The organism is Pseudoalteromonas sp. SG44-17, from assembly GCF_014164235.1.
Taxonomy (GTDB): Bacteria; Pseudomonadota; Gammaproteobacteria; order Enterobacterales; family Alteromonadaceae; genus Pseudoalteromonas; species Pseudoalteromonas rhizosphaerae.
The window spans coordinates 36,449-58,996 of sequence record NZ_JACJEV010000024.1 but is presented as its reverse complement, the minus strand read 5'-3'; the positions used below and the strand labels follow the sequence as shown (position 1 = coordinate 58,996).

Sequence of the window (22,548 nt, the reverse complement as noted above, 5' to 3'; positions counted from 1 at the left end):
GACGGATGATTTCGTCCCTACATTCTATTCGGCCGTAACAGATGCTGCAGGCTAGCTGCAGCATCTAATTGGCTTAATTTTCTTCCAACTCGATGTTGATACCCAGTGAGCGGATTTCTTTCAACAATACGTTGAACGATTCTGGCATACCTGGTTCCATTTTATGGTTACCATCAACGATGTTTTTATACATCTTAGTACGACCGTTCACGTCATCCGATTTCACTGTTAACATTTCTTGTAGAGTGTAAGCGGCACCGTATGCTTCTAGTGCCCATACTTCCATCTCACCGAAACGCTGGCCACCGAACTGTGCTTTACCACCCAGCGGCTGCTGAGTAACAAGGCTATAAGAACCAGTAGAACGCGCATGCATTTTGTCATCAACTAAGTGATTAAGTTTCAGCATGTACATGTAACCAACAGTTACTTGACGTTCAAACTGATCGCCAGTACGGCCATCATAAAGTGTAACCTGACCACTACGAGGGTAGCCAGCTAGCTCAAGCATGTCTTTGATTTCGCTTTCTTTCGCGCCATCAAATGCAGGAGTAGCGATTGGTAAACCACCTTTTAAGTTTTCAGCCAAACGACGAATTTCGTCATCTGTGAAGCTAGCAATGTCTACGAACTGGCGAGATTCACCAATTTCGTATGCTTGCTTGATGAAGTCACGTAGCTCATGAAGCTCACGTTGTTCTTTCATCATTTCTTCAATACGCTCACCAATACCACGAGCAGCTAGACCCATATGTGTTTCAAGGATCTGACCGATGTTCATACGTGATGGTACACCCAGCGGGTTAAGTACGATATCAACAGTACGACCTTTATCATCGTATGGCATATCTTCTACTGGTACGATAGTCGAGATAACACCTTTGTTACCGTGACGACCCGCCATTTTATCACCTGGTTGGATACGACGTTTAACAGCTAGGTATACTTTAACAATCTTAAGTACGCCTGGTGCTAAGTCATCACCTTGGGTAATTTTACGACGTTTGTTTTCAAACTTTTTATCGTATTCAGCTTTTAGCTCATCGTACTGGGCTGCTAGTTGCTCAAGTTCAGCTTGCTTATCTTCTTCAGCAAGGCTTTGAGTTAGTAGCTTCTCAGCATTCAATGACGCTAATCTATCTTCATCTTGACCGGCTGCGATAAGTAACTTACGAGCACGATCTAACACGCCTGCTTCAAGAATACGGAATTCTTCGTTAAAGTCTTTTTTCGCGTCACGAAGTTGCATTTCTTCAACTTCTAGCGCGCGCTTGTCTTTTTCAACACCATCACGGGTGAAGACTTGCACGTCAATTACAGTACCTGTTACAGAGTTTGGTACACGTAATGAGCTGTCTTTAACGTCAGACGCTTTCTCACCAAAGATAGCTCGTAGTAGCTTCTCTTCAGGAGTTAATTGCGTTTCGCCTTTCGGAGTCACTTTACCTACTAGGATATCGCCGCCTTTAACTTCAGCACCGATATAAACAACACCTGATTCATCAAGCTTGCCTAGTGCAGATTCACCCACATTCGGGATATCTGCAGTGATCTCTTCAGGACCTAACTTAGTATCACGGGCAACACACTGTAGTTCTTGAATATGGATAGTCGTTAGACGATCTTCTTCAACTACGCGCTCTGATAGTAAGATTGAATCCTCGAAGTTGTAACCGTTCCATGGCATGAATGCCACGCGCAGGTTTTGACCAAGGGCTAAGTCACCTAAGTCAGTCGAAGGACCATCTGCTAACACGTCACCACGAGTAACCGGTTCGCCAACCATACAAGTTGGTTTTTGGTTAATACATGTGTTTTGGTTAGAACGTGTGTATTTGGTTAAGTTGTAGATGTCGATGCCCGCTTCACCAGGGATGCGTTCTTCTTCATGTACATTAACAACGATGCGACTTGCGTCAGCATACATTACTTCACCACCACGTTTAGCAACAATCGTTACACCAGAATCTTTCGCTAGTGTTAACTCAATACCAGTACCTACTAACGGTTTGTCCGCTTTCAATGTTGGTACTGCTTGACGTTGCATGTTTGAACCCATCAATGCACGGTTAGCATCATCGTGTTCTAGGAACGGGATAAGTGCTGCCGCTACAGAGATCACCTGTTGTGGTGATACATCCATATATTGCTGGTCCATGCGACCCATAAAGGTAGATTCACCTTTGTGACGACATGGGATTAATTCATCAACAAACTCATTGGTTTCAGTTAAGTTTGAGTTCGCCTGTGCGATAACAAACTGACCTTCTTCAATGGCTGATAAGTAATCAACTTCATCAGTTACTACACCGTCTACCACTTTGCGGTAAGGTGTTTCTAAGAAACCATAGTCATTGGTACGTGCGTACGTAGACAATGAGTTAATTAGACCGATGTTTGGACCCTCAGGAGTCTCGATTGGACATACGCGACCATAGTGAGTTACGTGAACGTCACGTACTTCAAAGCCAGCGCGTTCACGTGTAAGACCGCCCGGCCCTAATGCAGAAATACGACGTTTGTGCGTCACTTCTGATAGCGGGTTATTTTGGTCCATGAACTGTGATAACTGAGACGAACCAAAGAACTCTTTAACTGCTGCCGAAATAGGCTTAGCGTTAATAAGATCTTGTGGCATGATCGCATCTAGGTCACCTAAGCTTAAACGCTCACGTACCGCACGCTCTACACGTACTAAACCTACACGGAACTGATTCTCAGCCATTTCGCCAACACTACGAATACGACGGTTGCCTAAGTGGTCGATATCATCAACATCGCCTTGACCGTTACGAATAGAAATTAATACTTTCATAACAGACACGATGTCTTCTTTGCTTAATGTGCCTGGGCCTGTGTCAGTGTCATAACCAACACGGCTATTGAACTTCATACGACCTACAGTAGATAAGTCATAACGTTCTTCAGAGAAGAACAAGTTCTCAAATAAGGCTTCAGCCGCGTCTTTCGTCGGTGGCTCGCCTGGGCGCATCATGCGATAAATTTCTACTAGTGCTTCTAAGCGGTTAGTGCTTGAATCGATACGTAACGTATCAGAAATATATGCACCGCTGTCCACTTCATTGATATATAGAGTATCAATTTTAGTGTGACCTGCTTTAACCAATTCAGCCATTAACTCTAAAGTTAATTCATCATTCGCGTTTGCAATCACTTCACCCGTTGACTCATCAACGTAGTTTCTAGCAATTACACGGCCAATGATATACTCATGGGGTACTTCTAAATGGCTAATGCCTTTTTTCTCAATGCTCTTGATATGACGCGCTGTTACACGACGGCCAGACTCAACGAACACTTCACCGTCTTCACTTTTTATATCAAAGGCAGCGGTTTCACCACGTAAACGTGATGGCACAAGTTCCATAAGAACTTTACCGTCAGTTACTTCAAACGCAGTGGTTTCGAAGAAGATGTTTAAGATCTCTTCTGTCGTGTACTCAAGTGCACGCAACATGATTGACGCCGGTAATTTACGACGACGGTCAATACGTACATATAAGTTATCTTTTGCATCAAACTCAAAATCTAACCATGAACCACGGTATGGGATAACACGTGCGTTATAAAGCACTTTACCTGATGAGTGAGTTTTACCGCGGTCGTTATCAAAGAATACACCAGGGCTACGGTGTAGCTGAGAAACGATAACACGCTCTGTACCATTGATTACAAAAGTACCGGTATCGGTCATGAGCGGAATTTCGCCCATGTAAACTTCTTGCTCTTTAATGTCTTTAACTGTGCCTGGCGCTTCTTTATCCATCACCACAAGGCGTAGTTTTACGCGAAGTGGAGCAGAATAAGTCACACCGCGAATTTGACATTCTTTTACATCGAAAACTGGCTCACCAATACGATAACTTACGTATTGAAGCTCAGAATTTCCCGAGTAGCTTTTGATTGGGAACACAGAACGGAAGGCAGCTTCCAAACCATGATCGCCATCAGCGTCCGGCACTAAGAATTTTTTAAACGATTCTAACTGCGTTGACAGTAAGAAAGGTATATCCAAAACTTGTGGACGTTTACCAAAATCCTTACGGATACGTTTCTTTTCAGAATAAGAGTAAGCCATGGGGTTCCTCAGCTTGCTGATCTTTGACCCGACCTGTTCTTGTAAGAACAGACTTAACTGGCATCTAAGCCAAGATTGTACAACATTTAATTGTTGTTCCAATTAACTCCCACTTTAACACTAGCAAACTATAAAGCGTTGAAAGTAAAGAGAAAATTAGATTTTATTTGAGCTATAGGAATACATCGCTCTATAGCGCAAAAAGGCCGGTGATTAAATAATCACCAGCCCTTGCCTGATTTCTCAGACAGCGAACTTAGCAAAAGCTAAATTACTTAACCTCAACTTCAGCACCAGCTTCAGTAAGGTCTTTAGCAAGAGCTTCAGCTTCTTCTTTAGATACACCTTCTTTAACAGGTGTAGGAGCAGCTTCAACAAGAGCTTTCGCTTCTTTAAGGCCTAGGCCAGTTGCGCTACGAACAGCTTTGATTGCCGCAACTTTATTAGCGCCAGCGCCAGTAAGGATTACGTCAAATTCTGTTTTCTCTTCAGCAGCTTCAGCAGCAGGACCTGCTACCATAGCAGCTGCAGCAGTTACGCCGAATTTTTCTTCCATTGCTTCAACAAGAGCAACAACGTCCATTACTGACATTTCAGCAATTGCGTCAAGGATTTGGTCTTTAGTTACAGACATTACAAATTTCCTAATAATTAACGGACTCTAGGTCCAAAAAAATTTTACACCGAAAGATTGATTAAACAGCTTAAAATTAAGCAGCTTGCTCTTCTTTCTGTACACGTACTGCTTCAATTGTTTTACACAATTTGCCAGCAGACGCTTCTTTCATAGCGCTCATTAAGCGTGCAACAGCTTCGTCGTATGTAGGTAATGTAGCAAGCATTGCTGCATCAACAACATTTCCTTCAAAAGCGGCCGTTTTAAGCTCAAATTTCTCGTTCTTCTTTGCAAAAGCAGAAAAGATACGCGCAGCAGCACCTGGGTGCTCTGATGAGAAAGCGATTAAGCTTGGACCAACAAATGAATCAGAAAGGCACTCAAACTGTGTTCCTTCAAGAGCACGTTTTGCTAAAGTGTTACGGACAACTTTCATCCAAACACCATTTGCACGAGCTTCTTTACGAAGGGCAGTGATTGCGCCAACTGTTACACCACGAGAATCTGCAACAACTGCAGATAGAGCACCATTGGCTGCTTCGTTGACTTCAGCAACAATTGCTTTTTTGCCTTGAAGATTTAAAGCCATGGGTGTTACTCCTGGTTTAATGGGTTACCGTACATCGGCTTCCCTGTTCTACTCTTCCCTACCAAACAAGATAGAGATGCTTTTTACGGCGAGAGCCAGAAGATTAGGAAAAATCTATCTGGGGATTCACACCGTCTACGTAGGTGAATATTAAGGCCGAAGCCACCTACGGTCTTGGACGGAAGCCCAATTTATCGTTTTGCCCGAAGGCGCACCGAAATTATGGACTTCAACCCGAATTCTTTACTTGTTGAGAAAACAAAATTTCTCAACAAAATGGCGCAAAATTATAGTATAAATTTCACGCCATGTAAACACTCAATTAAACAACAGTTGTTGTTAAAGTGCTTTGGTCAACAGAAACACCTGCGCCCATTGTTGTAGAGATGGTTACTTTCTTAACGTAAACACCTTTTGCTTGTGAAGGCTTAGCCTTCTTAAGCGCAACAATTAGCGACTCAAGGTTTTGTTGAAGTTGCTCAACTGTGAAATCAACCTTACCAATAGTAGTATGGATGATACCATTTTTGTCATTGCGGTAACGCACTTGACCAGCTTTAGCATTTTTAACTGCTTCTGCAACGTTAGGTGTTACAGTACCAGTTTTAGGGTTTGGCATTAGACCACGTGGGCCTAAGATTTGACCTAGTTGACCAACAACACGCATAGCGTCTGGTGATGCAACAACAACGTCAAAGTTCATCTCGCCTTTCTTAACTAGCTCAGCAAGATCTTCCATACCTACTAGTTCAGCACCAGCTTCTTTCGCAGCTTCTGCGTTAGCGCCTTGTGTGAACACTGCAACGCGAACGTCACGACCAGTACCGTTAGGTAGTACAGTTGCACCACGAACGTTTTGGTCAGATTTACGAGCATCGATACCAAGGTTAACAGCAACGTCAACACTTTCTACGAATTTAGCTGTCGCTAACTCTTTTAAAAGAGCAACTGCTTCGGTGATTTCGTAATCTTTAGTCGCTTCCACTTTTTCGCGGATAGTACGCATACGTTTAGTTAATTTAGCCATTATCTTAGTCCTCTACGTTCAAGCCCATCGCACGCGCAGAACCTGCGATAGTGCGAACCGCAGCTTCTAAATCAGAAGCTGTAAGGTCAGGTTTCTTTGTCTCAACGATTTCTTCAAGTTGAGCACGAGTTACTGTGCCTACTTTTTCAGTGTTAGGACGGCCTGAACCAGATTTGATACCTGCAGCTTTCTTAAGTAAGTAAGCAGCCGGTGGCGTTTTCATGTCGAACGTAAATGAACGGTCGCCGTAAACAGAGATCACTACAGGAACTGGAGCGCCTTTTTCGATAGATTCTGTACGTGCGTTGAACGCTTTACAGAATTCCATGATGTTTACACCGTGTTGACCTAGTGCTGGACCTACTGGAGGACTAGGGTTAGCCATACCAGCAGCAACTTGTAGCTTGATTAGAGCTTCAACTTTCTTAGCCATTATAAATACCTCATTAGGTGGGTCTTAGCCTTGTGCGCGCGAGGACGCGTACTCTAGCGGCTTCCCAGTTTAAAAATTGGTTTCTCACTTTTCTGTATACAAACCAAGAAATGCTTACTTTGAATACAAAAAGGCCGCTGATTATAAGTTAATCAGCGACCTTTTTCAAGCTTTATACCAAACAATATATTTTTTGGTATAAATCAGTTAATTTGTTTATCTATCTTGCTCAACTTGACCAAATTCAAGTTCAACAGGAGTAGAACGACCAAAGATAAGTACCGATACTTTTACGCGGCTCTTTTCATAGTCAACAGCTTCAACCACACCACTGAAATCAGCAAATGGGCCGTCAACAACACGTACCACTTCACCTGGTTCAAATAACGTTGCAGGCTTAGGCGCTTCAGCGTTTTCTTGTAAGCGGTTAAGAATACGATCAGCTTCTTTAGCGCTAATTGGTGCTGGACGATCAGACGTACCACCGATAAAGCCCATAACACGCGCGGTGCTATTTACTAAATGCCAGCTTTTATCGTTCATATCCATTTGGATAAGTACATAACCTGGGAAGAATTTGCGCTCAGATTTACGCTTTTGACCAGCGCGCATCTCAACCACTTCTTCAGTAGGTACTAATACTTCACCAAAGCTATCTTCCAAACCTTCGATCTTGATATGCTCAAGAATAGTTTGTGCAACACGCTTCTCATAACCTGAGAAAGCCTGTACTACGTACCAACGTAGTTTCTTTTCGTTGTTCTCATCCGACATGGGATCAGATCTCCAATCCAGTTAAAAAGCCTACTGCGCGGAATAAAATGCCATCTAATCCCCAAAGGATAAGTGCCATAATCGCAGTTGCAACCATTACAATAAATGTCGTATGGGTAGTTTCTTGGCGCGTAGGCCACACTACTTTACGTACTTCGATGCGTGCTTCTTTTGCAAAAGCAAGGAAGGTACGCCCTTTTTCAGTTTGTGATGCAATCCCCAAACCAGCGGCAACAGCAACAACAACACTAATAGCACGTAATAACACAGACTGATCTGCGTACATATAATTACCAACTACTGCGCCTGCAAGTAGCGCAATTGCCACAAGCCACTTTACTGAATCCATCGCACTTGATGGAGTTTCTACATTCGTGCTCATAATATTATTACCTTAACTACAGACACAACAACCCTACACTATGGCAGGGTTAATCCATTAAAATCCAAACTTAAAAACAGACTTATTTAAACCGATTTTTAACCTCAGACTTTACCCACAAACAGGATAAAATGGCAGGGGCGGAGAGACTCGAACTCCCAACCATCGGTTTTGGAGACCGCTGTTCTACCAATTGGAACTACGCCCCTGCAAAGTGGATGCCTATTATACTTACGCAATTCATTAACACAAGTGTAAAAGATGCCCATAAGTCAAAATCTCATCACTAGATTGAAAAATCCATCTTAACATTGATTAAAAAGCAGTTTATGATTGTTTCAATTCAAGGGATATTACTACGCACGAGGAAGCACGTGCTAACAATAAAAACAACTATCTATACGGCCATTATTGGTTTTTTATGGCTATTTCATAACAGCGCGCTGGCACTGTCTTTACATTTAGACTCCTTCTCTAATGAACAGGGTTTAACGCAAAACTCTGTCACTTGCAGCATAACTGATCGCCGTGGTTTTCATTGGTTCGCCACCCAAGGTGGGCTCAACCGTTTTGATGGTTATGAATTTAAACGCTTTAAGTCTCATCCAACCCAGCCAAGTCTATCGAGTAATTGGATCACCGACTGTGTTACCACTGACAATAATCTGCTGTGGTTTTCTACAGCTACACAAGGGCTAAACGCCCTAAATACAGACACCGGTACATTCACTCATTTTAACCGTAGCAGTCCATTAGCGATTAAAGATAACCGCATTTGGTCAATGCTTACTGATCAACACAATAATTTATGGTTAGGCCATGAAGATGGTAACTTAACTCGCCTAAATGTAGCCGAGCATGAAACTGCCTACTTTACCTACTCGCCAAACACCCAAGGTAGTATTATTTTTCAGGATATGGTGATTGATGCTAAGCAAAATTTATGGCTGGCCAGTAATGAAGGATTAATAAAATTTGATACAAAGACAGCTAAATTTAGCCACTTTTCAGCAAGTAAAAAGCAACTATGGCGCCTAAAACTCACGCCACAAGGGCAGCTACTGATTGCCAGTAAAACAGGGCTTAGTGTCTTTGATTTAGAAAGTGAACAGTTTAATGATATAAAACAACTAGATGGTATATGGATAAGCGATATTTTAATCGATAATAACGAGCATCTTTGGCTTAGCAGCTACGGCCAAGGCTTATATTATAATCCCAACTATCAAACAACTCTGACAAGCTTTAGCCAATTTAAACACCTTCCACAGCAACGTCATGGGCTTGTTAATGATTACTTACTGTCTTTGTATCAAGACCAGCAAGGTATTCTGTGGATAGGCACTGATGGTTATGGGTTACAACGCTACGATATGCGCCAAAATCAATTTAATCATCAACAACACAGCGATGACCCTAACAGTATTAGCCATGATTTTATCCGGGCCTTACTTAAAGATTCGCAAGGGCAATTATGGGTCGGTACCCGCAACGGGTTAAATAGACAAACAAAAGACGGCTTTGTGCGCTATCACGTCGATACCAGCAACCTTACCAACAACAATATATTCAGCCTTCATGAAGATAGCCAACAGCGTATTTGGATTGGCACCTATGGTGGCGGTTTATTGCGTTATAACCGCGAAAGCGATGACTTTACATCATTCACAGTGCAAAGCCATCAGCTCAGCAGCAATAACATTTATGCGATCACCAGCGATCGGAACGGCAACTTATGGTTGGGAAGCAATCAAGGTTTAAGTCTGTTTAACCCAGATAACTTGACCATTGAGCATTTTAAGCACTCGGAACAACACAATTGTATATCGAACAACACCGTATTTAGCCTCGTTTACGATAACGTTGCTAATGCAATTTGGGCTGGTACTCGAGTTGGCTTAAATAAACTCACCCTCAACAACAATGAATTTAGCCATTATCAAGCCGATCAAACAAACCCAAATAGCTTAAGTCATAACATGGTTACCGCCCTTCATCTGCAAGATGACAATACACTGTGGGTGGGTACTTTTGGAGGCTTAAATAAACTGAATAAAACAACGGCAGAGATAACCCGAATCACCGAGCATGATGGCCTGCTAAACGATAATATTTTTGCCATTAAACAGGATGCCAAAGGTTACCTGTGGCTGGCAAGCAACCAAGGTTTAACACGTTATCAGCCCAGCTCTGAAAATATGCAGCATTTTTTACCCCGTGATGGCGTGCAACATAATTCATTTATTCTCGGCGCGGCTTATCAAGCGCAGAACGGTGAACTATTTTTTGGCGGGATCAACGGCTTTAATCAATTTGATCCGCTTAAGCTAAAGCTGGCAGCTACAACTCCAGAGCCTGTGTTAACCGAATTACTAATTAACAATCAAGCGATAGCCACTGCCCCATACACTAAGCACGAGACTCAAGCTGCGAAATTAATTAGCTATATACAAACACTCTCCTTTAACAAAGGTGTCGGCGTGATCGGCTTTAAGTTCTCAGCATTAAATAGCCCGTCGGCACCTCAACAATATCAATATGCATACAAACTCGCTGGTTTTGATAAGCAATTTCTATATACCAACGCACAACAACGACAAATAAACTACCCGCAACTGCCCGCAGGCGACTATCAGCTGCAACTAAAAGTAAAAGATCAGTATGGCCAGTGGAGTAATGCTAAAGCTATGCTCGATTTCACGGTGGTGCCGCCGTGGTGGCAAAGTCGCCTTGCCTATGCCGGTTATGTTCTTCTCACTGGGGTTATTATTTGGCTTATTGCGGCCTCGCTATACCGCGCTAAGCTGGCCGAACAAACAAGTAATCAAGCCCGTGAACTGAATCGCTTAAAAAGTCAATTTTTAGATAATATTAGCCATGAATTAAAAACGCCTCTGAGTTTAATACTCGCGCCACTTGAAAGCTTGCAGCTAAACCATAAAGATCAAGCTAGCCAAAAACAATTATCGATGATCAAACGCAATAGCCTACGTTTGCTGACCTTAATAAATCAACTATTACAGCTAAGCCAACGCCCCAGCTGCGCTATACATTACGTTTCGCCCTATCCTTTAGCACCATTTATAAAGCAGCTGGTTGCTGACTTCACGGTGCTGTTTGAACAAAAAGGTATTCACGTAACAATGACAGATCTCAGCCAAGGCTCTTGCTGCATAGCACTTGAGCCAGAACATGCAACGTCAATTATTACCAACTTAGTTAGTAATGCCCTCAAATATACCCACTCAGGCGGTCAAGTTGAGATTAGCTTATCAGTGCATAATAACATGGCTCATATCGCGATTGTTGACACCGGTATTGGCATCGAAAAACACCAACAAGGCATTATTTTTGAACGCTTTACGCGTGTTGCAGCACAAAATCAAAACGGCAGTGGAATTGGCCTTGCTTTAGTTAAACAATTGCTAGAGCAATACGGCGGGCAGATTTCACTAACAAGTGAAGTAGGTAAAGGCAGTTGTTTTACTGTATCTCTGCCTTTGACTGAAGCAGAGCATGGCGCAACTTCGCTAGCAGCACCAGTAAATGAAGCAACCCGCCTCAGCAATTCGCAAAAGCTACTGATTGTTGAAGATAACGACGAAATGCGCGAACTACTGCTGACTTTGTTTGCTACTGAGTACCACTGCTTAAGTGCTATTAACGGCGAACAAGGCTTAGCCATCTGCCAAACAGAAATGCCAGATCTAGTGATCAGCGATGTGATGATGCCTTGCATGGACGGTTATCAATTACTTAATGCGCTACGCACAAATAACATTACCAGCCATATACCAGTGTTATTATTGTCAGCAAAAGCCGATACACAAAGCAGACTAAAAGGCCTTGATTTACTAGCAGATGATTTTTTAAGTAAACCATTTGAGCCGCAATTACTGCTCAGTAGAGTACAAGGGTTACTGAGTATTCGTGCAGTCCTTAATCGGCACTTAGCAAAGCAGCTTGCGGCTCATGCTCCGCCGCTGGTACTCGATCAGCAGCTTACACAAAGTAAAGATTACCAATTTACCGAACGCCTGAAAAACATCATCCGTGATAACTATCACAACGAAGCGTTTAGTATTGAAGAATTCGCTGCAGGATTATATTTAAGCCCACGTGCCTTACAACTGAAAATGAAAGCACTCTACAATTTAACTCCCAGTGATTATATTCGTAATACTCGTTTAGAGTATGCTGAAAAGTTACTTAGCGACAGCGATCTGAGCATAGGTTTAATTGCTGAAAAAGTCGGCTTTAGCTCACAAAGTTACTTTGCTCGCTGCTTTAAGGCAAAGCATAACGTTTCGCCCAAGCAGTTTAGGGAAAATACCAACCTGAATGCAAAAACTTCGTCTGTGTGACCAAAGTGTTCGCCTCAGTACTATTTTTAACCTTATGATTTCTTTAAATTAACTTTAAAACAATTTGTAGAATAAAAACCTTCACTGTTTCTATTTGGCACATTAATTAAGGAAAATCATATGCTCACAACAACTAAAAAAGTACTGTTGGCAACCCTCGTTGCTAGCAGTCTTAGCGCTTGCCAAAGTACCTCGACCAAGGTCACTTCAAACCAAGATTCACCAAACATTAATGAAGTCGCCCAACAACAATATAATGGTCCAAAAGCGCGTATTGCCGTGGCACGCTTTACCGATAAATCGAATGACTCTCATTGGTGGCGAAAAGAAATAGGTGAAGGCATGGCCGACCAACTCACCACAGCTTTGGTAGGCACCAATCGCTTTATCGTACTTGAACGCCAGGCGTTAGATGCAGTGTTATCTGAGCAAGATCTAGCGGCTTCAGGTCGTGTTAGCGCAGCATCAGGGGCAGCTTACGGTGAAATTGAAGGAGCCGAAATAGTTGTGGTAGCAGCGGTAACTGAATTTGATGACGACAGCTCAGGTGCCAGTGTTGGTACTGGCGGTTTTATAGGTGATGTGTTTAGCTCAGTATCGGCAGGTTTTTCAGGCTCGCATATGGCGATTGATTTGCGCCTTATCGATACTCGCACCTCACGTATTTTAGCAGCCACCAGCGTCGAAGGAGGTAGCAAAGATTTTGATTTTACCAGTGCGGCAACTAATTTTGGCGGTGCATTAGTCGGTGGTAATTTAAGTGGCTGGTCAAACACCCCTAAAGAAAAAGCGCTCCGCGAAGTGATAATCAAAGCCGTTGAGTTTTTACAAACTAAAGTCCCAGCCACTTACTATCGCTATAACAGCAATAATACCTTAGCATCAGGATACACTGCACCACCACCGCTTACTACCACGGCAGCCAAGTCAAAAGCCGCTGCTCCAGTAGCAAAAGTCGATGTTCCTACGCATAGAATGCCGCATTATGAAAAGATGGATTTAGCCATGTCTCGCATGAATCTAGTCTGTTTAGGTTATTTAAAAAACCAACCCAATTATGAAGAATTTGAAACTGAAGATGTTAAATACGACCGTCAAACAGTCATTGCACTGCGTGAATACCAACAAGAGAAACAATTAAAAGTGACTGGACTTGCAGACGAAGCAACCAAAAAGTCACTCGATGAAAGTCAATGTATTGCCAAAACCAATAAGTCAGGGCTTGAGAGCTTAGGTAGTATGTTTAAAATTAACTAACCAAAGATCAGGTTATTTAGCAGCCAGTTTATTCTTGGCTGCTATACCATCTATATACTTAGAACAGCTGTAACAGCTCGCCCTGATAAAAATCACAAAGCAACCAAATTTGTTGAAAAGGATGGGTAAGCGGTATCGTTATATTCTGTAACTCAGCGTCAAAATCCGCTTTATGCCAAATGGTGCTGGCGTTACGAATAAGCAGCCATGTTTGCTCTGATTGATAGTGCTTTTTTCCTTTTTGTTCTAATAACCGCTGCAGTGCACAGTGCAGCCGCTGCTCACTTGGTTGCATTGCCATATCAGCAAGATCTCGTTGCATGCTTATAGATAAAGGCCTGCCGAGTACTGCCATGGCTTCGGTTTCGCTGGCATATAAATGTGCTATTTCAATATCAAGCTTCTGTTCATTACGATAGCAACTGATATCTGGTTTACTCGGCTGATTATGCCAAATATGGCGCATTGGAATACCAAAGCGATGTTCATAGCAACGCAAGAACAACTTGCCTGCATCATGCTCAAGTTGTAATTTTTCTTGCTCACTATGACGCGTCATTAAGTACTGCATATACATCAGCTAACAGGCTTGATGCACCAAATCTAAATGTTGACGGATTCAAATAACTTTCTCCCATAATATCAGTCGCTAGCTGTAAGTAATTACTTGCATCCATAACCGTTTTCACGCCACCTGCAGCTTTAAAACCGACTACACGCGACGACTTTTTAATCGTACTTAACATCACATCGGTTGCTTCAAGAGTGGCATTTGTAGCTACTTTGCCGGTGCTGGTTTTAACAAAGTCAGCACCACCGGCAATTGCTATTTCTGTCGCCAGTGTTATCAACTGCGCTGTTTTTAGTGCGCCGGATTCTATAATTACTTTTAATTGTACGTGTTCAGGACAGCACTCTTTACTGGCACGCACATATTCTAGCGCTGTGGCTTCGTCCCCCGCGATTAAGGCTTGATACGGTAACACCAAATCAATTTCATCTGCGCCACGCTCTATTGCGATTAATGTTTCATTAATTACTTCACTTAGCTCACTGTTGCCTGAGGGAAAGTTAGTTACTGTGGCGACTTTTACATAACTAAGCTCGCGCTCAGCTAAAGCAAGCTTGGCGTCATCAACAAACTCACTATAAACACACACTGCAGCCGGAATACCTAGGTTGGGCTTAATACTAGCCACCAAGGCCTGTATTGTTGCCGCGCTATCATTACTATTTAAACTGGTTAAATCCATTAATTGCACGGCCAATGCCGCATCAGTTAGTTGCGTTGTCATAAATCCACCAAGTAAGTTCATGTATTAGCAATAGTACCAAATTTAACTATTCTCGCTATAGCTAATAACCAAACACTATAAGCTAGATATACACTCACTATTGCCCTTGCAACTCGGCGCAATCCCCTGTTAACTAAGGCTTAAGCCAAATCGAACAACCCTATATAACTTTTAGTTATATTAACTGGGTTTTAATTATTTTTTACTTAGCTTACGCCACTATATTCTGAGTTCCTGAAAAGCATCTTTGCTGTAATTTTTTCCAAGGGTCTACACATGCAATATTTACCTATCTTTACCAAGCTCGACAATAAACCTGTATTGGTTGTTGGCGGTGGAGAGGTTGCGTTACGTAAGTGCCGTGCATTTTTGAAAGCTCGCGCTGATGTCACTTTAGTAGCACCTTGGTTTTGTGATGAATTAAAAGAGCATGCACAAAATAATGATGTCACTCTAATTGACGCTTTTTTTGATGAATCACATCTTGATGGCAAAATGCTGGTCATTGCCGCAACCGACAATGATGACGTAAATAACAGCGTATTTGAACTCGCAAATGCACGAAATGTATTCGTTAACGTGGTGGATGACCAACCTAAATGCACCTTTATTTTTCCTTCAATTGTTGATCGTGACCCGATCACTATTGCAATTTCAAGTGCTGGCACAGCGCCGGTATTAGCACGGCGCTTACGCGAGAAGTTAGAAACGCTTATTCCACAACACATCGGCCCGCTTGCAAGTTTAGTTGGCAGCTTTCGCGACAAAGTAAAACAGCGCTTCACGAGTTTTGCTGATCGTCGCCAATTTTGGGAAGGCGTATTTGATTCATCTGTCGTCAGCAAAGTACAAACGGGTGATACAGCTGCCGCAAGCGTACAGCTTGAACAATTACTCGATAGCAAACTGGATCCTGAAGGTGAAGTATACGTAATTGGCGCAGGTCCAGGAGATCCAGAGCTATTAACACTGAAAGCACTGCAACTAATGCAACAAGCTGATGTGGTGGTGTATGACTTTCTAGTCTCTGACGAAATTATGGAGCTAGTACGCCGCGATGCTGATTTAATTTGTGTGGGTAAACGCTTAGGCGATCACAGTGTCGTGCAAGAAGATACTAACCAAATGCTAGTTGACCTTGCCAAGCGAGGTAAAAAAGTGTGCCGCATTAAAGGTGGCGACCCGTTTATTTATGGCCGTGGTGGTGAAGAAGTTCAAGTACTGGCAGCTAATAACGTAAATTACCAAATCGTCCCTGGCATAACTGCTGCCGCAGGTTGTAGCGCTTATGCGGGTATTCCGCTAACGCACCGTGACCATGCACAAGCCATACAGTTTGTAACTGGTCACTGTAAAAAAGACGGTCAAGAACTAGATTGGCAATCACTGGCAAAACCAAACCAAACTCTGGCTATTTATATGGGTGTAATTAAGTCTCCCCATATTCAAGCACAATTATTAAAACATGGTCGCGGTGCAGATACACCCGTGGCAATTATTGAAAACGGTACTCGCAAAAATCAACGCGTTGTAACCGGTAAATTAGGTGAGCTGGCCGATTTAATCGAGCGTCACAGCATTATTTCACCGGCATTATTAATTATTGGTGAAGTTGCTTCATTACATGAAGAACTTCATTGGTTTGGCACAAAAGCCCAAACCAGTAGCTTTGCACAACCGCTTACAGACGTGGCATAGCTTTAAACTATTTAGATTTTAACTTTTAATCATTTTAGTAGGACGACTAACAATGGCTTTAACTCACCTTCAGCAATTAGAAGCTGAAAGTATCAAAATCATGCGCGAAGTTGCTGCTGAGTTTGAGAACCCAGTTATGCTTTACTCAATCGGTAAAGATTCATCGGTACTTTTACATTTAGCGCGTAAAGCGTTTTACCCAGGTAAAATTCCGTTTCCACTGCTTCACGTTGATACCAACTGGAAGTTTAAAGAAATGATCGAATTTCGTGATCGCTTAGCAAAAGAGTACGGTTTTGACTTACTCGTCCACAAAAATCCGGAAGGCTTAGCGATTGATATCAGCCCATTTACTCATGGCTCTGGTAAGCATACCGATATCATGAAAACCCAAGGCTTAAAACAGGCGCTTGATAAATACGGTTTTGATGCCGCGTTTGGTGGTGCACGCCGCGACGAAGAAAAATCTCGCGCTAAAGAGCGTGTTTATTCATTCCGTGATAAACACCACAGATGGGATCCAAAAAACCAACGTCCAGAGCTTTGGAATACCTATAACAGTCAAGTTAACCCTGGCGAAAGCATCCGTGTATTTCCACTTTCTAACTGGACTGAACTTGATATTTGGCAATATATCTATCAAGAAAACATCGATATGGTTCCCCTTTACTTAGCCAAAGAGCGCCCTGTTGTAGAGCGTGATGGTACTTTGATCATGGTTGATGATGAGCGTATGCCGCTTAAAGAAGGCGAAGTACCCATGATGAAATCTGTTCGTTTTCGTACTTTAGGTTGTTACCCACTTACCGGTGCAGTGGAATCAACAGCCAGTACACTGACTGAGATTATCGAAGAAATGCTGCTATCTACGTCATCTGAACGTGAAGGTCGGGTAATTGACCACGATTCAGCAGGTTCAATGGAGAAGAAAAAACGTGAGGGCTATTTCTAATGTCTATTAATACTAGCGATACAATTAACGAAGTAAAAGCAATTGGCATCGACGCCTATCTTGCTCGCCAACAAGACAAAAGCCTATTGCGTATGCTGACCTGTGGTAGTGTGGATGACGGTAAATCAACCCTAATTGGCCGCCTACTACACGACAGCCACCAAATTTATGAAGATCAGTTAGCAGCACTGCATAAAGATAACGAAAAAGTCGGTAATGCCGGTGAAGAGCTCGATTTAGCACTACTGGTTGACGGCTTACAAGCTGAGCGTGAGCAAGGCATAACTATTGATGTAGCGTACCGTTATTTTTCAACGGCTAAACGTAAATTCATTATTGCTGATACTCCAGGGCATGAGCAATACACGCGCAACATGGTAACCGGTGCATCAACCAGTGATGTAGCGATTATTCTTGTTGATGCGCGCTACGGTGTGCAAGTACAAACTAAGCGTCACAGCTTTATCTGTGATTCATTGGGTATTAAACAGTTTGTTGTTGCCGTGAATAAAATGGATATTGTTGATTTTGACGAAACCGTTTATGAGCGCATTAAAGCCGATTATTTAAAATTTGCCGAGCAACTTAACGTATCTAACATCAAGTTTGTGCCTATGTCGGCACTTAAAGGCGATAACGTAGTAACACGCTCAGAGCACACACCATATTACACAGACAAACCACTGCTTGAGTTATTAGAAGACTCACCAGCAGCTGAAACAGACACTGGCTTTGAAGCGCGTTTCCCTGTGCAGTATGTAGTACGCCCTAACCTAAACTTCCGTGGTTTCCAAGGTACTTTGACCTCAGGAAAATTACGCGTTGGTGATGCTATTAAAGTATTGCCATCAGGTAAAACCTCAAGCATTAAAGAGATTGTCACCTTTGACGGCAACTTAGACACAGCCGAAGCTGGCCAAGCAATTACTTTAACGCTTAACACTGAAATTGATATTAGCCGAGGGGACGTGATCGTTCCTGCTGATTCAACAGCGACTGTTACTAACCAAGTACAAGCAAAGCTTGTGTGGATGCACGAAGCGCCGCTGGTACTGGGTAAAAGCTATAACTTTAAGCTAGGCAGTAAAAATACTTCGGCTATCGTGAAAAAGATTGATCACACCATTGATGTGAACACCCTTGAACACGGCAGCGCAGACAGCCTGCAGTTAAACGAAATCGCGATTGTTACCCTAGAATTGACCGAAACCATTTTGGCCGATGCTTATCACAACAATCACGAAACCGGTGCGTTTATTTTAATCGATCGTTTATCTAACTTAACTGTTGCGGCGGGTATGATTGAAAACGTGCTTGCTAAGCAAGAACAAACGGGTAACTTTAGTGAGTTTGAAGTTGAATTTAATGCGTTAGTACGCAAGCACTTCCCACATTGGCAAGCGCTTGATATATCAAAGCTTAAATAACCAACTTTGCCTGTTAAGGACATATAAAGCATGTATCAACAGCTAGTATTAACAGGCATTATGCTAACTTTAGTCGGGTGCCTGTTTGGCACGCGGCTAAAGCCAGCATGGCTTTTTGTTGGCGCCATTGGCACCGCATATCTAGGCGGGTTAATCGACCTTGAAGATATGCTGATCAACTACGCCAATCCATCACTGATCACCTTAGTGTTATTAGTACTGGTTTCGATTGCGGTTGAAAAAACCACACTCGTACAAAAGCTTGCCCAGTCATTATCAAAAGGAAGTTTAACCAGCTCAGTCACTAAGCTCGGACTTTCTACAGCGTTTTTATCCTCATTTACCAATAATACAGCGGTTGTCGCATCGCTCATTACTGCCATAAAAGACAATCCAAACCATTCACCTTCAAAGCTACTATTACCGCTGTCGTATACTGCTATTTTAGGTGGCACAATTACCTTAATTGGTACTTCAACAAATTTAATCGTCAATGGTTTTGCCGTTGATGCAGGCATGGCACCGCTAGGCTTTTTCGACTTTACCATAGTCGGGTTAGGCGCATTAAGTGTGGGCCTGATCACTATTTTAGTGATGCTAAAATATTTGCCAGACAACGGCAAAAACGATCAAGAAGTGGTGCCTTTTTATCTCGAAGGTAAAATAGAAGAAGGCTCAAAACTAATTGGTAAAAGCGTAGAAGAAAATGGCCTGCGCGAACTTAAAGACTTATTCCTAGCAGAAATTATTCGCGGCGATAAACGCATTTGTGCAGTGACCCCGCAACAAGTGATTAAAGCGGGCGATGTATTGCTGTTTGTCGGTGACATCAAATCAGTGCCATTGCTAACACGCTTTGACGGGCTAAAAATAGTTCACGATAAACATCAAAAAGATGTTGAGCACCTCGTTGAAGTTGTTGTCAGCCAATCATCTAAATTTATAGGAAAAACAGTTAAGGAAGCACGTTTTCGTGAACAGTTTCATGCCGCTGTTATCGCTATTCGTCGCGGCCATGACCGCTTACAAGGTGGCCTTGGTAAGGTGCAGCTGCAAGCGGGAGACTCACTGATCCTCGCACCAGGTAAAGACTTTTATAGTCTGCCTAATTTAAAACGCGAATTTGTGTATATTTCCGGGCTTGATTTACAAACTCACTTAGCGCCCAAGCAATCTAACTTAGTATTAGCGAGCTTTGCAACGGTACTTGGGCTGAGCATTATTGGCTATGTACCACTGGTAAAAGGCTTATTAGTATTGCTGATTGGCTTAATGCTCACGGGAACGATAAAGCTGAGCGAAGTAAAACGCCGTTTTCCTATTGAATTACTCGCTGTAGTTGGTAGCGCCATTGGCCTTGCTAAACTGATGATAGGCACCGGCCTAGCTGGACAAATATCTGCAGCATTGTTTTATGTACTCGGTGATTTTGGCCCCTATGGCGCGTTTATCGCGATTTTTGTAATGACAGTAATGTTCACCGAACTTATCACCAATAACGCCGCAGCGGCACTATCATTCCCTGTCGCTTATGCATTAGCAATGGGCTTTAATGTTGACCCGCTGCCGTTTATTATGGCGGTCGCCTTTGGTGCATCTGCAAGCTTTATATCACCATTTGGTTATCAAACTAACCTGATGGTTTATAGCGCCGGCAATTATCGTTTAAAAGACTATGTATTAATGGGCTTACCGCTTTCTATTATTTATTCAATAACGGTATTAACCCTGATCCCGCTGGTATTTCCATTTTAAGCCAGCGCTTACTCATAAGAGAGTTTTATAATGGATGAGAACATTGTTTGGCATAACTATGCCATTACTAAAGCACAACGTAGCGAACACAAAAGCCATAAACCGGCTATTTTATGGTTCACTGGTTTTTCCGGCTCAGGTAAAAGCACCGTAGCAAACGCCCTTGAAAGCGCACTCAATCAACAAGGTATTCACACCTACCTGCTTGATGGCGACAACGTACGCCACGGCTTGTGTAAAGATTTAGGCTTTAGCGACGAAGACCGTATCGAAAATATTCGCCGCGTTGGTGAAACCGCTAAACTAATGGTCGATGCTGGATTATTGGTACTCACCGCATTTATTTCCCCATTTCGCGCGGAACGCGATATGGTAAGAAACTTAGTCGATGACGGTGAATTTATCGAAGTGTTTTTAGACACACCTCTGGACGTATGCGAGAGCCGCGATCCAAAAGGCTTATACAAAAAAGCCCGCGCAGGTGAAATAAAACACTTCACAGGTATAGATTCAGACTACCAAATACCCCATTCACCGGAAATAATTTTAGATACCAGTAAAAACACCCTAGACCAATCGGTGCAAGAGCTGATAGCGTATCTAAAACAACAGCAAATTATTAAAGGTTAAGTCATGAACCAAACGGAACTGCTCGAAGAAATACTGATCCTTGCCCGCCAAGCTGGCAGCGCTATTATGGGGATTTACGAAAAGGATTTTAACGTTGAGTACAAAGCTGATGAAAGCCCTGTAACCGACGCCGATCTTGCAGCTCACAAAGTGATTGCCAATGGCCTAGCCCACTTAACCCCAGAGATCCCAGTATTAAGTGAAGAAAGTGCCGATATCAGCTGGGATATCCGTCAAACGTGGACCCGCTATTGGCTGGTTGACCCAATCGACGGCACTAAAGAGTTTATTAAAAAGAACGGTGAGTTTACCGTTAACATCGCCTTGATTGAAAACGGCAAGCCTATCTTAGCGGTAGTAGATGCGCCTGCGCTAGGCGTGTCTTATCTGGCAGCAGAGGCAATCGGCGCATTTAAGGACCGCGGTGATGAGCGCATTGAGCTTAAAGTCACCACCAAAGCAAACAAAGGCCTAATTCGCGTAGTCGGCAGCCGCTCGCATCCATCACCGGATTTAGCCGAGTTTGTAAAACGCTTTGATGAGGTTGAAATGGTCTCAAAAGGCAGTTCACTAAAACTGTGCTTAGTCGCCGAAGGCAGCGCCGATATTTACCCACGCCTAGGCCCAACCTGTGAATGGGACACCGGTGCAGGCCACGCTATAGCCGAAATCGCCGGCGCAAAAGTCACTAAGCTTGATGGCAGCCCGCTTGTTTATAACACCAAAGATGAATACTTAAATCCGTATTTTATTGTAAGTGCGATAGAAGAAGAAACCAAGCTATAAGCTGTAAGTTTTAAGTGGTAAGTTTAAGGCCGACTCTTCACTCGTAGGAGTTGGCTTCAGCCACGAAAAATCCTGCTCTGCATTCTATTTGAAAAAACAATTTCACCACAGAGAACACCGAGTCGCTTCTCTACACAGAGGCTGAATCATAAGCTGTAGAGCTTTAAGCGGTAAGTTTAAGCCCAACTCTTCACTCGTAGGAGTTGACTTCAGTCAAGAAGAAACTCGCTCTGTGTTTAATTTAAAAACAATCTCACCACTGAGAGCACCGAGGCGCTTCGCGCTACACAGAGGGCTTTAGCCATAAGCTTTAAGCGATAAGTTTAAGCCCGACTCTTCACTCGTAGGAGTTGGCTTCAGCCACGAAAAATCCTGCTCTGCATTCTATTTGAAAAAACAATTTCACCACAGAGAACACCGAGTCGCTTCGCTACACGGAGGTTGAGTTATAAGCTTTAACTCGT

The 22,548-nt window shown here is 42.9% G+C and carries 17 protein-coding genes and 1 tRNA gene; 8 read left to right on the top strand and 10 right to left on the bottom strand.

Annotated features, from left to right (window positions below):
* Positions 1-73: 73 nt before the first annotated feature.
* The 8 genes from rpoB to H5182_RS15895 all read right to left on the bottom strand — a co-directional run bounded on the left by rpoB (position 74) and on the right by H5182_RS15895 (position 8,129).
* Positions 74-4,099, bottom strand: coding sequence for a DNA-directed RNA polymerase subunit beta (gene rpoB, locus H5182_RS15930; protein ID WP_145238299.1), 4,026 nt, complete (start codon positions 4,097-4,099; stop codon positions 74-76).
* Between the two features lie 271 nt (positions 4,100-4,370).
* Positions 4,371-4,733, bottom strand: a complete 363-nt coding sequence (rplL, locus tag H5182_RS15925; RefSeq protein WP_064668694.1) for a 50S ribosomal protein L7/L12 — start codon at positions 4,731-4,733, stop codon at positions 4,371-4,373.
* Between the two features lie 76 nt (positions 4,734-4,809).
* Complete coding sequence (gene rplJ / locus H5182_RS15920; protein ID WP_145238296.1) at positions 4,810-5,304, bottom strand: 50S ribosomal protein L10; 495 nt, start codon at positions 5,302-5,304, stop codon at positions 4,810-4,812.
* A 322-nt stretch (positions 5,305-5,626) separates the two neighbouring features.
* Entirely contained in the window at positions 5,627-6,331 is a 705-nt protein-coding gene (gene rplA / locus H5182_RS15915) for a 50S ribosomal protein L1 (protein ID WP_145238292.1), read from the bottom strand.
* Positions 6,332-6,335: 4 nt separating this feature from the next.
* Positions 6,336-6,764: a 50S ribosomal protein L11 gene (rplK, locus tag H5182_RS15910; protein WP_008108462.1), complete on the bottom strand. Its 429-nt coding sequence runs from the start codon at positions 6,762-6,764 to the stop codon at positions 6,336-6,338.
* A 216-nt stretch (positions 6,765-6,980) separates the two neighbouring features.
* Complete coding sequence (gene nusG, locus H5182_RS15905) at positions 6,981-7,538, bottom strand: transcription termination/antitermination protein NusG (RefSeq protein WP_145238289.1); 558 nt, start codon at positions 7,536-7,538, stop codon at positions 6,981-6,983.
* Positions 7,539-7,542: 4 nt separating this feature from the next.
* Positions 7,543-7,920: a preprotein translocase subunit SecE gene (secE, locus tag H5182_RS15900; RefSeq protein WP_182732022.1), complete on the bottom strand. Its 378-nt coding sequence runs from the start codon at positions 7,918-7,920 to the stop codon at positions 7,543-7,545.
* 132 nt (positions 7,921-8,052) lie between these two features.
* A tRNA-Trp gene (locus tag H5182_RS15895) sits at positions 8,053-8,129 on the bottom strand.
* Positions 8,130-8,294: 165 nt separating this feature from the next.
* Between H5182_RS15895 and H5182_RS15890 the strand changes: the two genes are divergently transcribed.
* Together H5182_RS15890 and H5182_RS15885 are read left to right on the top strand one after the other, a co-directional pair.
* The gene (locus H5182_RS15890) at positions 8,295-12,284 is read left to right on the top strand and encodes a two-component regulator propeller domain-containing protein (RefSeq protein ID WP_310741369.1); all 3,990 of its coding nucleotides are present in this window, start codon (positions 8,295-8,297) and stop codon (positions 12,282-12,284) included.
* 120 nt (positions 12,285-12,404) lie between these two features.
* Positions 12,405-13,541: a CsgG/HfaB family protein gene (locus H5182_RS15885; RefSeq protein ID WP_182760311.1), complete on the top strand. Its 1,137-nt coding sequence runs from the start codon at positions 12,405-12,407 to the stop codon at positions 13,539-13,541.
* 58 nt (positions 13,542-13,599) lie between these two features.
* Here the strand turns inward: H5182_RS15885 and H5182_RS15880 are convergent, their stop codons facing one another.
* Together H5182_RS15880 and deoC are read right to left on the bottom strand one after the other, a co-directional pair.
* Positions 13,600-14,100 (bottom strand): hypothetical protein, encoded by a 501-nt coding sequence (locus H5182_RS15880; protein WP_145238280.1) that lies wholly within the window; start codon positions 14,098-14,100, stop codon positions 13,600-13,602.
* The gene (deoC, locus tag H5182_RS15875; RefSeq protein WP_182735508.1) at positions 14,087-14,836 is read right to left on the bottom strand and encodes a deoxyribose-phosphate aldolase; all 750 of its coding nucleotides are present in this window, start codon (positions 14,834-14,836) and stop codon (positions 14,087-14,089) included. Before deoC ends, H5182_RS15880 begins: the two co-directional genes overlap by 14 nt.
* Positions 14,837-15,112: 276 nt before the next feature.
* Between deoC and cysG the strand changes: the two genes are divergently transcribed.
* Genes cysG through cysQ form a run of 6 tightly spaced genes read left to right on the top strand, consistent with a single transcriptional unit; the run spans position 15,113 to position 22,084 of the window.
* Entirely contained in the window at positions 15,113-16,534 is a 1,422-nt protein-coding gene (gene cysG, locus H5182_RS15870; RefSeq protein ID WP_182760310.1) for a siroheme synthase CysG, read from the top strand.
* A gap of 52 nt (positions 16,535-16,586) precedes the next feature.
* Entirely contained in the window at positions 16,587-17,486 is a 900-nt protein-coding gene (gene cysD / locus H5182_RS15865; protein WP_145238271.1) for a sulfate adenylyltransferase subunit CysD, read from the top strand.
* The gene (gene cysN, locus H5182_RS15860) at positions 17,486-18,913 is read left to right on the top strand and encodes a sulfate adenylyltransferase subunit CysN (RefSeq protein WP_182732017.1); all 1,428 of its coding nucleotides are present in this window, start codon (positions 17,486-17,488) and stop codon (positions 18,911-18,913) included. Before cysD ends, cysN begins: the two co-directional genes overlap by 1 nt.
* 30 nt (positions 18,914-18,943) lie before the next feature.
* Positions 18,944-20,668 (top strand): SLC13 family permease, encoded by a 1,725-nt coding sequence (locus H5182_RS15855; protein WP_182719264.1) that lies wholly within the window; start codon positions 18,944-18,946, stop codon positions 20,666-20,668.
* 30 nt (positions 20,669-20,698) lie between these two features.
* On the top strand, positions 20,699-21,298 hold the full coding sequence (cysC, locus tag H5182_RS15850) for an adenylyl-sulfate kinase (RefSeq protein WP_145238262.1): 600 nt from the start codon (positions 20,699-20,701) through the stop codon (positions 21,296-21,298).
* Between the two features lie 3 nt (positions 21,299-21,301).
* Entirely contained in the window at positions 21,302-22,084 is a 783-nt protein-coding gene (cysQ, locus tag H5182_RS15845; protein ID WP_182732016.1) for a 3'(2'),5'-bisphosphate nucleotidase CysQ, read from the top strand.
* The last annotated feature ends 464 nt before the right edge of the window (positions 22,085-22,548 follow it).

Coding starts and splice junctions, on each gene's coding strand:
- rplL (WP_064668694.1), bottom strand. CDS start 4,733: ATGTCTGTAACTAAAGACCAAATCCTTGACGCAATTGCTGAAATGTCA.
- cysQ (WP_182732016.1), top strand. CDS start 21,302: ATGAACCAAACGGAACTGCTCGAAGAAATACTGATCCTTGCCCGCCAA.
- cysG (WP_182760310.1), top strand. CDS start 15,113: ATGCAATATTTACCTATCTTTACCAAGCTCGACAATAAACCTGTATTG.
- secE (WP_182732022.1), bottom strand. CDS start 7,920: ATGAGCACGAATGTAGAAACTCCATCAAGTGCGATGGATTCAGTAAAG.
- rplJ (WP_145238296.1), bottom strand. CDS start 5,304: ATGGCTTTAAATCTTCAAGGCAAAAAAGCAATTGTTGCTGAAGTCAAC.
- rplA (WP_145238292.1), bottom strand. CDS start 6,331: ATGGCTAAATTAACTAAACGTATGCGTACTATCCGCGAAAAAGTGGAA.
- H5182_RS15880 (WP_145238280.1), bottom strand. CDS start 14,100: ATGACGCGTCATAGTGAGCAAGAAAAATTACAACTTGAGCATGATGCA.
- H5182_RS15855 (WP_182719264.1), top strand. CDS start 18,944: ATGTATCAACAGCTAGTATTAACAGGCATTATGCTAACTTTAGTCGGG.
- cysN (WP_182732017.1), top strand. CDS start 17,486: ATGTCTATTAATACTAGCGATACAATTAACGAAGTAAAAGCAATTGGC.
- deoC (WP_182735508.1), bottom strand. CDS start 14,836: ATGACAACGCAACTAACTGATGCGGCATTGGCCGTGCAATTAATGGAT.
- rplK (WP_008108462.1), bottom strand. CDS start 6,764: ATGGCTAAGAAAGTTGAAGCTCTAATCAAGCTACAAGTTGCTGCTGGT.
- H5182_RS15885 (WP_182760311.1), top strand. CDS start 12,405: ATGCTCACAACAACTAAAAAAGTACTGTTGGCAACCCTCGTTGCTAGC.
- cysD (WP_145238271.1), top strand. CDS start 16,587: ATGGCTTTAACTCACCTTCAGCAATTAGAAGCTGAAAGTATCAAAATC.
- rpoB (WP_145238299.1), bottom strand. CDS start 4,099: ATGGCTTACTCTTATTCTGAAAAGAAACGTATCCGTAAGGATTTTGGT.
- cysC (WP_145238262.1), top strand. CDS start 20,699: ATGGATGAGAACATTGTTTGGCATAACTATGCCATTACTAAAGCACAA.
- nusG (WP_145238289.1), bottom strand. CDS start 7,538: ATGTCGGATGAGAACAACGAAAAGAAACTACGTTGGTACGTAGTACAG.